Genomic DNA, 14,559 nt, shown 5'->3' on the forward strand with positions numbered 1-14,559 from the left:
GTAGGAGCGGCCTTGTGTCGCGAAAGGGGTGCAAAGCGCCCCCACGATTAGTGCATCAAGCGGATAGTGCCGGGGCCGCTTTGCGGCCCTTTCGCGACACAAGGCCGCTCCTACACAGGGCGATGTATGGGTCAAAGGCCGTGATGGTGCGCCTTGCGCCGTCGCCACTGGCGTACCCGCTGCTCCAGCTGCAACGGGCTGTCCAGTTGCTGGCGCCGGGCCTGGCTGAACAGGATCAACGCCAGCTCCGCAGTCACCTGGGCATCGGCGCTGGCATGGTGGCGGGCCTGGACTTCGAGGCCGAAGCGGGCGATCCAGTCGTCCAGACCGGCTTCACGCAGCACGGTGTCGGGGTTGAGCATCGGCGCCAGTTCCGCCACGTCGAGGAACGGATGCTGCAGGCGCAGGCCCAGGCTATCCTTCAGCGCCCGGGCCAGCATGCGCTGGTCGAACGGGGCGTGGAACGCCAGCACCGGGCTGTCGCCGATGAAGTCCATCAGGTCGAGTAGCGCCTCGGCCGGGTCACAGCCGGCGGCCAGGGCGCTGGGGCCCAGGCCATGGATCAGCACGCTGGCGTTGGTCTTCTGCGTGGGCCGGTGCAGGGTGCGTTCGAACGGGCGACCCAGGGCGATGGCGCCGTCCTCAATGGCCACCGCGCCGATCGACAGCACCTGGTCGCGATTGAGGTTCAGGCCGCTGGTTTCCAGGTCCAGCACCACCCAGCGCTGTTCACGCAACGAGCACACGCCCAGTGGCGCCGGCCCTGGCAGCAGGGCCAGGCGACGACGCAGCGGGGAGGCGAGTTCGGGTACGGCGGGGCGCCACCAGGCGAACAGGTTCACAGCTGGTACCGCAGCGCCAGGCTGCTTTGCAGGCGCTGGGCCTGGCGCAGGGACTCGCGCAGGATGCGCCGGTCCAGGTGGTTGAGGCTGTCCGGGTCGAGCCGGTTGGAGTAGGGCTGGTTCTCGCGGGTCTGGCGCTGGTGCTGCTGCATGCGGGTCTGCTGGATGAAGTGATAGGCCTCTTCATAGGCGGCGCCGTCGAGCGGGTCGATGATGCCCTTGGCGATCAGCTGGCGCAGGCGCTCCAGGGTGTTGCAGGCGCTGATGCCATGGGCCAGGGCCAGCAGCCTGGCGCCATCGACGAACGGGGTCAGGCCCTGCACCTTGAGGTCTAGAGTGGCGGCCTTGTCGTCCCCCTGGCGGGTCAGCACGAACTCGCGCAGGCGCCCGACCGGTGGCCGTTGTCGCAGGGCGTTGTCGGCCAGCATGCGCTGGAAGATACGGTTGTCGGCGACCTGCTCCAGCAGGCCATGGCGCAGCTGTTCGCAGCCTTGCTCGTCGCCCCAGACCACGCGCAGGTCGAAGTAGATGCTCGAACCCAGCAGGTTCTCGGGGCTCGCCTCGCGTACGAAGCCGGCGAAGCGCCGCGCCCACTCGCTGCGCGACAGGCACAGCTCGGGGTTGCCGGCCATCACGTTGCCCTTGCACAGGGTGAAGCCGCACTGGGCCAGGTTGTGGTTGACCTGTTGGGCCAGCGGCAGCAGCCGGGCACGGATGGCCTCGGCCTCGGCGGCGTCGCGGGCCTCGAAGAGGATGCCGTTGTCCTGGTCGGTGTGCAGCGTCTGCTCGCGGCGGCCTTCGCTGCCGAAGCACAGCCAGCTGAACGGCACGCCCGGGTCGCCGCGCTCGGCGATGGCCAGTTCGATCACCCGGCACACGGTATGGTCATTGAGCAGGGTGATGATCTGGGTGATCTGGGTCGAGGACGCGCCGTGGGCGAGCATGCGCTCGACCAGCTGGCCGATCTCGCCGCGCAGCGACACCAGGCTGTCCAGGCGTGGCGCATGGCGGATGGTGCGGGCCAGGTGCACCAGGTCGACGCGCTGCAGGGAGAACAGGTCGCGTTCGGAGATCACCCCGCACAGGCGTTGGTTGTCCACCAGGCAGACATGGGCGATGTGCCGCTCGGTCATGGCCATGGCGGCGTCGAAAGCGCTGGCCTGGGGACTCAGGTGGAACGGTCGGGCGGTCATGTAGCGCTCGATCGGCGCGGTCAGCTCGGCACTGGCGTCGGCCACCACCTGGCGCAGGTCGCGCAGGGTGAAGATGCCGAGGGGATGGCGCTGGTCGTCGACGATGACGATGCTGCCGACCTGCTGCTCGTGCATCAACCCCACCGCCTCGCGCAGCGGCGTGTCCGGCGCGCACACCACCGGATGGCGCAGCGCCAGTTCGCCCAGCGGGGTGTTCAGCGAGTACTGGGTACCCAGGGTCTCCACGGCGCGTCGGCGCACCTGCTGGTTGACCTGGTCGAGCAGGCTGCTGACGCCACGCAGGGCGAAGTCGCGGAACACCTCGGACATGGAGAACACACGGATGAACGCGGCCTTGTCCAGTTGCAGGCAGAAGGTGTCCTCGCCGGCCAGGTGCTCGGTGCGGGTGGCCCGCTCGCCGAGCAACGCGGCCAGCGGGAAGCATTCGCCGCTGGCGATCTCGAAGGTGGTCTCGGTGCCCGGCTTGGTGACATGGTGGCGCTCGCCGACCACGCGGCCCTGCTTGACGATATAGAAGTGCTCGACCGGACCGTCGGCAGGCTTGATGATGCTTTCGCCGGCCGCGTGGAAACGCAGCTGGCACTGCTCCACCAGGTAGGCCAGGTGGTTGTGTTCCATCTGGTTGAACGGCGGGAAACGCTGCAGGAACTGCAGGGTACCCTGGATGTTTTGCAGCACTGCTGTTCTGCCCGCCTGGCTGTAGGCGTCCTTTTTGCTCATGGAACCGACCGCGATAAGTATGTCTGCAAATGTAGCGCAGACCTTGTTGTTCTAAGGCTCCATGGTCGGACGACGGCTCTGCGGTGCCCATTGGACGTAAGTCTATAAGGCGCGATGGGTGTTTCGCTGCTTGTGTCCGGTGTCAAATAGCCGACGAAAGGCAGTTTGCATGCAGGGGCTTTGCGGTCTGAACTTGAATAACGGGGTTTTTTTGACGAGACGACCATGGCAGAGCATGACGACATCCTGAGCGACGCCGAACGTGAGGCGTTGGCCGTGGTGAGCGCACCCGTCGCACCCAGGCCCGTGGTACTGGTGGTGGACGACAACCCGGTGAACAGCGAAGCGCTAAGCCTGTACCTGAAGAGCCGGGGCATCGCCTGCATGACGGCCGACGGTGCGCAGGAGGCGATGTTGAAGCTGCACTATGAGCCGCGTATCGCCCTGATGATCACCGACCTGCGCATGGAGCCCAAGGATGGCCTGGAACTGATCCGCCAGGTTCGTGAGTCGGAGCGGGCGGCGCTGTCGATCATCGTGGTGTCGGGCGACACCGATGTGAAAGAGGCGGTGGACGTGATGCACCTGGGGGTTGTGGATTTCCTGCTCAAGCCGGTGGACCTGGGGAAGCTTCTGGAGCTGGTGCGACGTGAGTTGAGAATGGATCAGGGCTGAAAACGATCGCGGGGCAAGCCCGCTCCCACGCCGGTTGGCATCTGGCGTGGGAGCGGGCTTGCCCCGCGATGCGTTGCTGGCGGCTTACAGCCCGTTGCGCGCCTTGAACTCGCGACGACGACGGTGCAGCACCGGCTCGGTGTAGCCGTTCGGCTGCTTGGCACCCTCTACAACCAGCTCGATTGCCGCCTGGAACGCGATGTTGTCATCGAAGTTCGGCGCCATCGGGCGGTACAGGGCGTCACCGGCGTTCTGCTTGTCGACCACCGCGGCCATGCGCTTGAGGCTTTCCAGCACCTGCTCCTGGGTGACCACGCCATGGCGCAGCCAGTTGGCCAGCAACTGGGCCGAGATGCGCAGGGTGGCGCGGTCTTCCATCAGGCCGACATCGTTGATGTCTGGCACCTTCGAGCAACCCACGCCCTGGTCGATCCAGCGCACCACGTAGCCGAGAATGCCCTGGGCATTGTTGTCCAGCTCGTTGCGGATCTCGTCGGCCGACCAGTTGGTGTTGGCGGCCAGCGGGATGGTCAGGATGTCGTCGACCGAGGCCGGGGTACGCGAAGCCAGCTCGCGCTGACGGGCCTGCACGTCAACCTTGTGGTAGTGCAGGGCGTGCAGGGTGGCGGCGGTCGGCGAAGGTACCCAGGCGGTGTTGGCGCCGGCCAGCGGGTGGGCGATCTTCTGCTCGAGCATGGCGGCCATCAGGTCGGGCATGGCCCACATGCCCTTGCCGATCTGCGCGCGGCCTTGCAGGCCGGTGGCCAGGCCCACGTCGACGTTGTTGTTCTCGTAGGCGCCGATCCACTTCTCGTTCTTCATGGCGCCCTTGCGCACCACGGCGCCGGCTTCCATCGAGGTGTGGATTTCGTCACCGGTGCGGTCAAGGAAGCCGGTGTTGATAAACACCACGCGTTCGGCGGCGGCCTTGATGCAGGATTTGAGGTTGACCGTGGTGCGGCGCTCCTCGTCCATGATGCCGACCTTGACGGTGTTGCGCTTCATGCCCAGCAGGTCTTCGACGCGGCTGAAGATCTCGGCGGCGAAGGCCACTTCCTCCGGGCCGTGCATCTTCGGCTTGACGATGTACACGCTGCCGCTGCGGGTGTTCTTGCGGCTGGTGTTGCCGTTGAGGTTGTGCAGGGCGATCAGGTTGGTGAACAGGCCGTCCTGGATACCCTCGGGGATCTCGTTGCCCTGGGCGTCGAGAATTGCCGGGTTGGTCATCAGGTGACCGACGTTGCGCACGAACAGCAGCGAGCGACCGTGCAGGGTGACGCTGCCACCGTTCGGTGCGGCGTACTCGCGGTCCGGGTTCATGGTGCGGGTGAAGGTCTTGCCGCTCTTGCTGACGCTCTCGGCCAGGTCGCCTTTCATCAGGCCCAGCCAGTTGCGGTAGACGATCACCTTGTCGTCGGCGTCGACGGCGGCGACCGAGTCTTCGCAGTCCATGATGGTGGTCAGTGCCGACTCCATCAGGATGTCCTTCACGCCGGCGGCGTCGGTGCTGCCGACCGGGGTGCTGGCATCGACCTGGATCTCGAAGTGCAGGCCGTTGTGCTTGAGCAGCACGGCGGTCGGCGCCTTCGCGTCGCCATGGAAACCGATCAGCTGGGCGTCGTCGCGCAGGCCGCTGTTGCTGCCGCCCTTGAGGGCGACTACCAGCTTGCCGTCTTCGATGCGGTAGCCGGTGGAGTCGACGTGGGAGCCGGCGGCCAGTGGCGCGGCTTCGTCGAGGAAGGCGCGGCCGAAGGCGATGACCTTGTCGCCGCGCAGCTTGTTGTAACCCTGGCCTTTCTCGGCGCCGCCCTCATCGCTGATGACATCGGTGCCGTAGAGGGCGTCGTACAGCGAACCCCAGCGGGCGTTGGCGGCGTTCAGGGCGAAGCGGGCGTTCATCACCGGCACCACCAGCTGCGGGCCGGCCATGTGGGCGATTTCTTCGTCGACGTTCTGCGTGGTGGCCTGGAAGTCGTCGACTTGTGGCAGCAGGTAGCCGATTTCCTCGAGGAATGCCTTGTAGGTCACCGCGTCATGGGCCTGGCCCTGGCGTGCCTGGTGCCAGGCGTCGATCTTGGCTTGCAGCTCGTCGCGCTTGGCGAGCAGGGCTTTGTTCTTTGGAGCGAGGTCTTTAATGATCTCTGCCGCCCCGGCCCAGAACTTATCGGCTTCGATGCCGGTTCCAGGGATCGCTTCGTCGTTGACGAAGTCGTACAGGGCCTTGGCGACCTGAAGGCCACCGACTTGAACGTATCCAGTCATTGCTTGCCTCACCTCTGCTCAGCTATTTCGCTTTCGCTCTTCTGTATTAAGCCTGTAGCGCTTCTCTAAACACGGCACCAGTGCGTGCCCGCGTGCTCCGGGGCGGCTGGGTGCGGCTCGCCAGACGGGCCGGCGGGCGGTTGGCGTATTTTCACAGGCGCCTTGGCAGACATCGAAACGACGTTTTGTAGTCCGCGTCGGCGCATACTACATGAAGCAGCAGGCAGGTGAACATCAGACTAAAAGCGTCGCTCTGCGACCGGTTGGTCGCATGGGGTCACGCTGGGAGACGCCATGTTCGCAAAAAACAGGTGGATTGTTCCAGATAAATCTTGAAACAGTACACGATTACTTGCCGTGACTGTCCTGCGGCAGGTTGCCGCGCCTTGCCTATACTGATTCGATCCCCGTATTCCGGTCGCCTGGGGCGGCCTTCGCAGACGAATGAAGGAGTGGCCCGTGGACCATCTCGTACTCACCGTGATCGCCCCGGACAAGGCCGGGCAGGTCGAGCGTATCGCCCAGTGCATCGCCGATCACAATGGCAACTGGCTGGAAAGCCGCATGTCGCGCATGGCCGGGCAGTTCGCCGGGATCTTGCGGGTGGCGGTGCCGGCGGAGACCTACGCCGAACTGGTCGAGTCGCTGCAGAAACTGGGCGACCACGGCATCCGTGTGCTCATCGCCGAAAGCGGGATCGAGCCATCCTGCACCTGGAAACCGATCGCCATGGAACTGGTGGGCAACGACCGGCCGGGTATTGTTCGTGATATCACCCGCTTGCTGGCCGAGCAAGGGGTGAACGTGGAGCGCTTGAGTACCGAGGTGCGGCCGGCGCCGATGAGCAGTGAGCCGTTGTTCCATGCCGATGCGTTGCTGGCGTTGCCGTTGACCTTGTCGCTGGACGATCTGCAGGCGCGGCTTGAGAGCCTGGCGGATGATCTGATGGTGGAGTTGCAGCTGCGGCCGGAGGAGTGATTCGGGATCGTCGGGGCTACCTTGCAGCCCGTTCGCGGCACAAGGCCGCTCCTACAGAGGACTGCATGCCCTTGTAGGAGCGGCCTTGTGCCGCGAACGGGGTGCGCAGCGCCCCCGGCGGTTATCCCTATTTATCGGGGATGCCCCTGTGGATAACCTGGGGGCGCTCCCCGCCAGCCCAACAATCACGAGGCCTGGCGAGATTTGAGCAAAAAACGTCCACTATTCAGTAGCTTGTGCACAAACGTCGGGGACGAGGGTGTGGATAACCTTTGGAGCGCTTGCTGCAGGCCACGTCCCCCGTGGCTTGCAGCAATATGATCATTTTTTGATCAGGCGCGCTTGCGCAAACTCAGCCAGGCATCGACGCTGTAGACAGCCAGCCCCGCCCAGATGAAGGCGAACGCCACCAAGGTGCTCGACGACAGGTGTTCGTCGAACAGCAACACTGCCTGCAGCAGCACCAGTGTCGGTGCCAGGTACTGCAGGAAGCCCAGCGTGGTATAGGGCAGGTGGCGTGCAGCGGCGTTGAAGCACACCAGCGGCACCAGGGTCACCGGGCCGGCGGCGATCAGCCACAGCGCTTCGCTGCTGCTGAAGAACTCAGGGCTGGCGCTGCTGGCCGTCGGGTGCAGCAACAACCAGCCGATGGCAATGGGCACCAGCATCCAGGTCTCGACCACCAGCCCCGGCAGCGCCGCCACCGGTGCCTGCTTGCGGATCAAGCCATAGAAGCCGAACGACAGCGCCAGGGCCAGCGACACCCAGGGCAGGCTGCCGACCTGCCACACCTGCTGCGCCACGCCCAGGGCCGCCAGGACCACCGCCAGCCATTGCAGGCGGCGCAGGCGCTCGCCGAGCAGCAGCATGCCCAGCAGCACGTTGATCAGCGGGTTGATGTAGTAGCCCAGGCTGGCCTCGAGCATGCGCCCGTTGTTCACCGCCCACACGTAGGTCAGCCAGTTGCCGGCGATCAGCGCACCGCTGAGCGCGAGGATCGCCAGGCGCCGCGGGTTGTCGCGCAGTTCGCGCCACCAGCCGGGGTGTTTCCACACCAGCAGCAGGAGCGAGCCGAACAGGGCCGACCAGAGCACGCGGTGGACGATGATTTCCACCGCCGGAACGCTCTGGATCGCTTTGAAGTACAGGGGGAACAGGCCCCAGATGATGTAGGCGCCGAGGCCCAGGAGGTACCCGCGGCGCGGGTTGGCGGCGTGCATGCAGAATCCTTGCTTAGGTAGCTAAATAAAGCGACGCCTATTGTAGACAGACCTCGGCCTGGACCTAGAACAATTTCAACGGTTGTTCATCGAGCGCGGCGATCTGCTCGCGCAGGGCCAGGATCTGATCGCCCCAGTAGCGCGGCTGGCCGAACCAGGGGAAGCTCGGCGGGAACGCCGGATCGTCCCATCGCCGCGCCAGCCAGGCGCTGTAGTGCAACTGGCGCAGGGCGCGCAGCGGCTCGATCAGGGCCAGCTCACGCGGGTCGAAGTCGTGGAATTCGTTGTAGCCGTCAATCAGTTCGGCCAGCTGGCCGAGACGCTCTTCGCGGCTGCCGGCGAGCATCATCCACAGGTCCTGGACGGCCGGGCCCATGCGGCAGTCGTCGAGGTCGACCACGTGGTAGACGTCGTCACGGTGCATCAGGTTGCCGGGGTGCAGGTCACCGTGCAGGCGGATCGGCTGGTACGAGGTGCGAGCGTAGATGTCCTCGACCCGCTTGAGCAGGTCGCGGGCCACCGATTCGTAGGCCGGCAGCAACTCGCGGGGCACGAAGTCGCCGTCAAGCAGGGTCTTGAGCGAGGCATGGCCAAAGTTGTCCACAGCCAGGGCTTCACGGTGCTCGAAGGGTTTGGTCGCGCCTACCGCGTGCAGGCGCCCGAGCAACTGCCCTAGGCGATAGAGCTGGTCGAGGTTGCCCGGCTCCGGGGCATGGCCGCCACGGCGGGGGAACAGGGTGAAGCGAAAGCCCTGGTGCTCGAACAGGGAGCGCCCCTCGTGCAGCAGCGGAGCTACCACGGGCACTTCGCACTCGGCCAGCTCGCGGGTGAAGGCGTGTTCCTCGAGGATCGCCGCGTCGCTCCAGCGCCCAGGGCGATAGAACTTGGCAATCAGCGGCTGCGCGTCCTCGATGCCCACCTGGTAGACGCGGTTCTCGTAGCTGTTGAGCGCCAGCACCCGTGCATCGCTTAGAAAGCCGAGGCTTTCCACGGCGTCCAGCACGAGGTCGGGGGTGAGGGTGTCGAAGGGGTGGGACATGAGAGGCTCCGGTCGCTGGGACTGCGGCCTGCATGTTACCCCAAACCCAGGACCGACCCGCTCCTGAGTCGATGCAAGCATGGGAGGTCACCCAGCCCTTTGGTCTGCGCTGTCGCACAGTGCAACCATCAACAGCGTGGGAGCGGGCTTGCCCCGCGATCCGGGCGCGCAGCGCACGGCCAGGCTAGACCGGCACCCCCAGCAACACGAACGACGGATGAAACTGCACCCGCAGGGCGCTCCCCGGCTGGACCTGCCGTTGCGCCAGCCAAGCCGCCTCGGCGATGGCGCACAAGGTCTGGCCATTGCCCAGCGCCAGGCGCACCTCGCCCGGCCCGCCCTGTTCAATCAGCACCTCTTCGACCTTGACCTTCAGGCAGTTGCTCCCAGGCTCCGGCGTCTCATCCGCGTCCAGCAACCGTACCCAGCCGGCCTTGAGCAGCGCCACCACCGTCCCCCCCAGCGCCAGCTCCAGCCGCTCGGTACTGCCCTGGGTGATCAAGGCCTCGATCTCCAGCCCGCCGCCCAGGTCCAGGCTGATGCGGTCATGCCGGCCTTCGCGGCGCAGCCCGCTGATCCGCCCCTGCAGCTGGTTGCGCGCACTGGTGCGGAGCATCAGGCGCCCGAGCAGATCGAGGTCGCTGCTGTCCTCGGCGGACTCGAGAATCTCCGCCTGCAGTGCCTGCAGGCGCTGGTACAGGCGCAGCACTCGCTCGCCTTCGGCGGACAGCCGTGCGCCACCGCCGCCGCGGCCGCCGGTGCTGCGTTCCACCAGGGGCTGCGCCGCCAGGTTGTTGAGTTCGTCGATGGCATCCCAGGCGGCCTTGTAGCTGATGCCGGCGGCCTTGGCGGCGCGGGTGATCGAGCCCTGTTCGGCGACATGCTGCAACAGGGCGATGCGCTGTGGACGGCGGACAATGTGCTGGGTGAGCAGGGCTGGCAGGGACATGGGCGGGCATCGGGTGTGGTGTAGGTCCCGCGACGTTGCCGCCGTCACCGGGGCAAGTCAAGCCTGGCCCGGCCTGGGCGTGCGCGCCAGGCAGTAGATGTCGACCCGCCGGGCGCCGGCCTGGCGCAGCAGCCGGGCGATGGCCTGGGCGGTCGCCCCGGTGGTCAGCACGTCATCGACCAGTGCCAGGTGCAGGCCGTCGAGCTCGCTGCCGGGGGCAAGGGCGAAGGCCTGGCGCAGGTTGCGTTGCCGGGCCCGGGCGCCGAGGGCCTGCTGCGCCGGGGTATCGCGCACACGCTGGAGCAGGCGCTCGTCACAGGGCAGGCGCAGTTGCCCGGCGAGCCAGCGGGCGAGCATCGCCGCCTGGTTGAAGCCGCGCTGGCGCAGTCGACGCCTGGCCAGCGGCACCGGCAACAGGCGGTCCGGCCGTGGCAGGTCTTCGTCGTAGCGGTGCGTCAGGCTGTGGCCGAGCAACTGCGCCAGCAACCGCCCCAGCGGCCACTGACTGTTGTGCTTGAAACGGCTGACCAGGGTGTCGATGGGAAAACCGTAATGCCACGGCGCGATCACTTGGCTGAATGCGGGAGGGCGGCGGCTGCAACCGCCGCAGAGAAGGCCGTCGATGGCCAGGGGCAGCGCGCAACGGCGGCACTGCTCGTCCAGCCAGGGCAGCGCCTGCTCGCAAGCGATGCACAAGGGATAGGGCTGCTCGGCAGGCTCGTCGCAGAGCAAACAGAATTGATCGATATTTGTACAGATGTAAACCAGCTTGTTCTTGATTGGTTGACAGTGCATGAGGCCTTCCGTAACTATGCGAGCTATCCGTGATGCGCTGGAGGGTTTTCCTGTCCCGGCGTCAGTCAGACCATAGATAAGGAAACGCCGATGAGCGCCAGCGCAATTGCAACCACACGTCACGACTGGTCCCTGACCGAGGTCAAGGCCCTGTTCCAGCTGCCGTTCAACGACTTGCTGTTCCAGGCCCAGACCGTGCACCGCGCGCACTTCGACCCCAATCGCGTGCAGGTTTCCACGCTGCTGTCGATCAAGACCGGCGCCTGCCCGGAAGATTGCAAATATTGTCCGCAGTCCGGCCACTACAACACCGGGCTGGAAAAACAGAAGCTGATGGAAGTGCAGAAAGTGCTGGAGGAGGCCGCCCGGGCCAAGGCCATCGGTTCGACCCGCTTCTGCATGGGCGCGGCGTGGAAGCACCCTTCGGCCAAGGACATGCCCTACGTGCTGGAGATGGTCAAAGGGGTCAAGGCCATGGGCCTGGAAACCTGCATGACCCTCGGCAAGCTCGACCAGGAGCAGACCCAGGCCCTGGCCCAGGCCGGCCTGGACTACTACAACCACAACCTCGACACCTCGCCGGAGTTCTACACCAGCATCATCACCACCCGCACCTACAGCGAGCGTCTGCAGACCCTGGCCTACGTGCGCGATGCCGGCATGAAGATCTGCTCCGGCGGTATCCTCGGCATGGGCGAGTCGCTGGACGACCGCGCAGGCCTGCTGATCCAGCTGGCCAACCTGCCCGAGCACCCGGAGTCGGTGCCGATCAACATGCTGGTCAAGGTCGCCGGCACGCCGCTGGCCGATGAAGAGGACGTCGATCCGTTCGACTTCATCCGCATGCTGGCCGTGGCCCGGATCCTCATGCCCAAGTCTCATGTGCGCCTGTCGGCCGGTCGCGAGCAGATGAACGAGCAGATGCAGGCCCTGGCGTTCATGGCCGGCGCCAACTCGATCTTCTACGGCGAGAAACTGCTGACCACCGGCAACCCGCAGGCCGACAAGGACATGCAGCTGTTCGCCCGCCTCGGTATCCAGCCGGAGGCCCGTGAGGAGCACGCCGACGAAGTGCACCAGGCCGCCATCGAGCAGGCGCTGGTCGAGCAGCGCAGCAGCGAGTTGTTCTACGACGCAGCCTCGGCCTGAGCATGGCCTTCGATCTCGCCGCGCGCCTGGCCGAACGGCGTGCCGCCGACCTGTACCGCCAGCGACCACTGCTTGAAAGCCCGCAGGGGCCGCAGGTGGTGGTCGATGGCCAGCCGCTGCTGGCCTTCTGCAGCAACGACTACCTGGGCCTGGCCAATCATCCCGAAGTGATCAAGGCCTGGCGTGACGGCGCCGAGCGCTGGGGTGTCGGTGGCGGTGCCTCGCACCTGGTGATCGGCCACAGCACCCCGCACCATGAGGTGGAGGAGGCGCTGGCCGAGCTGACGGGCCGGCCGCGCGCGTTGCTGTTCTCCACCGGCTACATGGCCAACCTCGGTGCGATCACCGCGCTGGTCGGGCAGGGCGACACGGTGTTGCAGGACCGCCTCAACCACGCCTCCCTGCTCGACGGCGGCCTGCTCAGCGGCGCCCGCTTCAGCCGCTACCTGCACAACGATCCGGCCAGCCTGGCCAGCCGCCTGGGCAAGGCCAACGGCAATACTCTGGTGGTCACCGACGGCGTGTTCAGCATGGACGGCGACTGCGCCGACCTGCCGGCCCTGGCCAGGGAGGCCCGCGCACGCGGTGCCTGGTTGATGGTCGACGATGCCCATGGCCTGGGGACCTTGGGCGCCAATGGCGGTGGCCTGGTCGAGCATTGCGGCCTGGGTGTCGAGGATGTGCCGGTGCTGATCGGCACGCTAGGCAAGGCCTGCGGTACCTCCGGCGCTTTCGTCGCCGGTAGCGAGGAGCTGATCGAGGCGCTGGTGCAGTTCGCCCGGCCCTATATCTACACCACCAGTCAGCCACCGGCGCTGGCCTGCGCCACGCTCAAGGCCCTGGACTTGCTGCGCCGCGAACACTGGCGGCGCGAGCACCTGGCCGCGCTGATCCGGCAGTTCCGCACGGGCGCTGAGCAGATCGGCCTGACCCTGATGGACAGCCATACGGCGATCCAGCCGATCCTGATCGGCGATGCGGCCCGGACGCTGGCGTTGTCCCGCCTGTTGCGCGAGCGCGGGTTGCTGGTCACGGCGATTCGCCCACCCACCGTGCCCGCCGGCAGCGCCCGCTTGCGGGTGACCCTGAGCGCCGCCCACAGTGAGGCGCAGGTCCAGCTATTGTTGAATGCATTGGCCGAGTGTTATCCACAGCTGGAGTCCGCCGATGCGTAACCGACTGATCCTCCTGCCCGGCTGGGGCCTGGGCACCGCTTCACTGGAGCCGCTGGCCGCCAGCCTGCGCGCCCAGGATCCACGCCTGCAGGTCGAGCTGATGCCGCTACCTGAATTGGCCGACAGCGATGTCCAGGCCTGGGTCGAGCATCTGGACCGCAAGCTGCCGACCGACGTGTGGCTGGGCGGCTGGTCGCTCGGCGGCATGCTCGCCAGCGCTCTGGCGCACAGGCGCGGCGACCACTGTTGCGGCTTGCTCACCCTGGCCAGCAATCCCTGCTTCGTGGCCCGGCCGGACTGGCCGCACGGCATGCCCGCCGATACCTTCGGCACCTTCCTGGACGGCTGCCGCAGCCACACCCATGTCACCCTCAAGCGCTTCCGCACCCTGTGCAGCGAGGGCGCGCAGCAACCCCGCACCTTGCTGCGGCAGCTGGGGGTGGGCGTGCCCGACACCGATCCGCTGTACCTGGCCACCGGGCTGGAAGTCCTGGCCAGCCTCGATACCCGCACCGCCCTGGAGCAATACGGCGGCCCGCAGCTGCACCTGTTCGCCGGCAGTGACGCGCTGGTGCCGGTGGAAGCGGCCAAGGCCCTGAGCGACCTGCTGCCCGACGTGGAAGTCGGTCTGGTCGAAGACAGTTCCCACGCCTTCCTGCTGGAGTATCCCCAGGAGCTGGCGGCGGGCATCAAGAGTTTCCTGCATGAGAGTGGCGATGACTGACCTTTCCCAGCCCACCCTGCCCGGCGCGTTGCCGGACAAGCGCCAGGTGGCGGCTTCGTTTTCCCGCGCTGCGGCCAGTTACGACAGCGTCGCGGCCTTGCAGCGCGCCGTGGGCATCGCGCTGCTGGAAAAGCTGCCCAGCGGCCTCGCGCCTGAGCGCTGGCTGGACATGGGCAGCGGTACCGGCCACTTCAGCCGGGTGCTGGCCGAGCGCTTCGCGGATGCGGGCGGCGTTGCGGTGGATATCGCCGAAGGGATGCTGCGCCATGCCCGCGAGCAGGGCGGCGCCCGGCATCATGTGGCGGGCGACGCCGAGCGCCTGCCGTTGCGCGATGACAGTATTGATCTGTTGTTCAGCAGCCTGGCGGTGCAGTGGTGCGGCCAGTTCTCCAGCGTTTTGGACGAGGCGCGGCGGGTGCTGCGCCCCGGCGGCGTGCTGGCCTTCAGCAGCCTGTGCGTGGGCACTCTCGATGAATTGCGCGCCAGCTGGCAGGCCGTGGATGGCATGGTGCACGTCAATCGCTTCCGGCGTTTCGAGGATTACCAGCGCCTGTGCGGTGACAGCGGGCTGGAATTGATCGATCTGGAGCGGCGTCCCCACGTGCTGCATTATCCCGACGTGCGCAGCCTGACCCATGAGCTCAAGGCGCTGGGCGCGCACAACCTCAATCCGGGGCGGCCGTCGGGGCTCACCGGGCGGGCGCGGATGCAGGGCCTGTTGCAGGCCTACGAACAGTACCGCCAGGTGCAAGGCCTGCCGGCCACCTACCAGGTGGTCTACGGCGTCTTGCGCAAGCCGTTGGACGGGGAGCAGTGA

Annotated in this window: 13 protein-coding genes; 6 read left to right on the top strand and 7 right to left on the bottom strand. The window is 66.6% G+C overall.

The window, feature by feature from the left end:
• Positions 1–131: 131 nt before the first annotated feature.
• Both ACZ899_RS21160 and ACZ899_RS21165 read right to left on the bottom strand, forming a co-directional pair.
• On the bottom strand, positions 132–842 hold the full coding sequence (locus ACZ899_RS21160; RefSeq protein ID WP_234562726.1) for a 3'-5' exonuclease: 711 nt from the start codon (positions 840–842) through the stop codon (positions 132–134).
• Positions 839–2,776 carry a DUF294 nucleotidyltransferase-like domain-containing protein gene (locus tag ACZ899_RS21165; RefSeq protein ID WP_234562725.1) on the bottom strand — a complete coding sequence of 646 codons (1,938 nt, stop codon included), beginning with the start codon at positions 2,774–2,776 and terminating at the stop codon, positions 839–841. Before ACZ899_RS21165 ends, ACZ899_RS21160 begins: the two co-directional genes overlap by 4 nt.
• A gap of 225 nt (positions 2,777–3,001) precedes the next feature.
• On the opposite strand from ACZ899_RS21165, the gene ACZ899_RS21170 reads away from it, so the two are divergent.
• Positions 3,002–3,451 carry a response regulator gene (locus ACZ899_RS21170; RefSeq protein ID WP_028689077.1) on the top strand — a complete coding sequence of 150 codons (450 nt, stop codon included), beginning with the start codon at positions 3,002–3,004 and terminating at the stop codon, positions 3,449–3,451.
• A gap of 84 nt (positions 3,452–3,535) precedes the next feature.
• On the opposite strand, the gene ACZ899_RS21175 is transcribed toward ACZ899_RS21170, so the two are convergent.
• Positions 3,536–5,713, bottom strand: a complete 2,178-nt coding sequence (locus ACZ899_RS21175) for a malate synthase G (protein ID WP_234562724.1) — start codon at positions 5,711–5,713, stop codon at positions 3,536–3,538.
• 459 nt (positions 5,714–6,172) lie between these two features.
• Between ACZ899_RS21175 and ACZ899_RS21180 the strand changes: the two genes are divergently transcribed.
• The gene (locus ACZ899_RS21180; protein WP_232855051.1) at positions 6,173–6,691 is read left to right on the top strand and encodes a glycine cleavage system transcriptional repressor; all 519 of its coding nucleotides are present in this window, start codon (positions 6,173–6,175) and stop codon (positions 6,689–6,691) included.
• A gap of 332 nt (positions 6,692–7,023) precedes the next feature.
• On the opposite strand, the gene rarD is transcribed toward ACZ899_RS21180, so the two are convergent.
• The 4 genes from rarD to ACZ899_RS21200 form a co-directional block, all read right to left on the bottom strand.
• On the bottom strand, positions 7,024–7,911 hold the full coding sequence (gene rarD, locus ACZ899_RS21185; protein ID WP_203649835.1) for an EamA family transporter RarD: 888 nt from the start codon (positions 7,909–7,911) through the stop codon (positions 7,024–7,026).
• A gap of 64 nt (positions 7,912–7,975) precedes the next feature.
• Positions 7,976–8,950, bottom strand: a complete 975-nt coding sequence (locus ACZ899_RS21190; protein WP_203649843.1) for a serine/threonine protein kinase — start codon at positions 8,948–8,950, stop codon at positions 7,976–7,978.
• A gap of 184 nt (positions 8,951–9,134) precedes the next feature.
• On the bottom strand, positions 9,135–9,899 hold the full coding sequence (locus ACZ899_RS21195) for a TOBE domain-containing protein (protein ID WP_234562723.1): 765 nt from the start codon (positions 9,897–9,899) through the stop codon (positions 9,135–9,137).
• A gap of 57 nt (positions 9,900–9,956) precedes the next feature.
• Positions 9,957–10,694, bottom strand: a complete 738-nt coding sequence (locus tag ACZ899_RS21200) for a ComFC family protein (RefSeq protein WP_234562722.1) — start codon at positions 10,692–10,694, stop codon at positions 9,957–9,959.
• Between the two features lie 90 nt (positions 10,695–10,784).
• Between ACZ899_RS21200 and bioB the strand changes: the two genes are divergently transcribed.
• Genes bioB through bioC form a run of 4 tightly spaced genes read left to right on the top strand, consistent with a single transcriptional unit; the run spans position 10,785 to position 14,559 of the window.
• Positions 10,785–11,843: a biotin synthase BioB gene (gene bioB, locus ACZ899_RS21205; protein ID WP_234562721.1), complete on the top strand. Its 1,059-nt coding sequence runs from the start codon at positions 10,785–10,787 to the stop codon at positions 11,841–11,843.
• Between the two features lie 2 nt (positions 11,844–11,845).
• Positions 11,846–13,018 carry an 8-amino-7-oxononanoate synthase gene (bioF, locus tag ACZ899_RS21210; RefSeq protein ID WP_234562720.1) on the top strand — a complete coding sequence of 391 codons (1,173 nt, stop codon included), beginning with the start codon at positions 11,846–11,848 and terminating at the stop codon, positions 13,016–13,018.
• On the top strand, positions 13,011–13,742 hold the full coding sequence (locus ACZ899_RS21215; RefSeq protein ID WP_234562719.1) for an alpha/beta fold hydrolase: 732 nt from the start codon (positions 13,011–13,013) through the stop codon (positions 13,740–13,742). The genes bioF and ACZ899_RS21215 overlap by 8 nt, the downstream gene beginning before the upstream one ends.
• Positions 13,735–14,559 carry a malonyl-ACP O-methyltransferase BioC gene (bioC, locus tag ACZ899_RS21220; protein ID WP_234562718.1) on the top strand — a complete coding sequence of 275 codons (825 nt, stop codon included), beginning with the start codon at positions 13,735–13,737 and terminating at the stop codon, positions 14,557–14,559. Before ACZ899_RS21215 ends, bioC begins: the two co-directional genes overlap by 8 nt.

This window comes from Pseudomonas sp. TE31087 (genome assembly GCF_057284075.1).

Coding starts and splice junctions, on each gene's coding strand:
- ACZ899_RS21165 (WP_234562725.1), bottom strand. CDS start 2,776: ATGAGCAAAAAGGACGCCTACAGCCAGGCGGGCAGAACAGCAGTGCTG.
- ACZ899_RS21170 (WP_028689077.1), top strand. CDS start 3,002: ATGGCAGAGCATGACGACATCCTGAGCGACGCCGAACGTGAGGCGTTG.
- ACZ899_RS21175 (WP_234562724.1), bottom strand. CDS start 5,713: ATGACTGGATACGTTCAAGTCGGTGGCCTTCAGGTCGCCAAGGCCCTG.
- rarD (WP_203649835.1), bottom strand. CDS start 7,911: ATGCACGCCGCCAACCCGCGCCGCGGGTACCTCCTGGGCCTCGGCGCC.
- ACZ899_RS21190 (WP_203649843.1), bottom strand. CDS start 8,950: ATGTCCCACCCCTTCGACACCCTCACCCCCGACCTCGTGCTGGACGCC.
- ACZ899_RS21195 (WP_234562723.1), bottom strand. CDS start 9,899: ATGTCCCTGCCAGCCCTGCTCACCCAGCACATTGTCCGCCGTCCACAG.
- ACZ899_RS21200 (WP_234562722.1), bottom strand. CDS start 10,694: ATGCACTGTCAACCAATCAAGAACAAGCTGGTTTACATCTGTACAAAT.
- bioB (WP_234562721.1), top strand. CDS start 10,785: ATGAGCGCCAGCGCAATTGCAACCACACGTCACGACTGGTCCCTGACC.
- bioF (WP_234562720.1), top strand. CDS start 11,846: ATGGCCTTCGATCTCGCCGCGCGCCTGGCCGAACGGCGTGCCGCCGAC.
- ACZ899_RS21215 (WP_234562719.1), top strand. CDS start 13,011: ATGCGTAACCGACTGATCCTCCTGCCCGGCTGGGGCCTGGGCACCGCT.
- bioC (WP_234562718.1), top strand. CDS start 13,735: ATGACTGACCTTTCCCAGCCCACCCTGCCCGGCGCGTTGCCGGACAAG.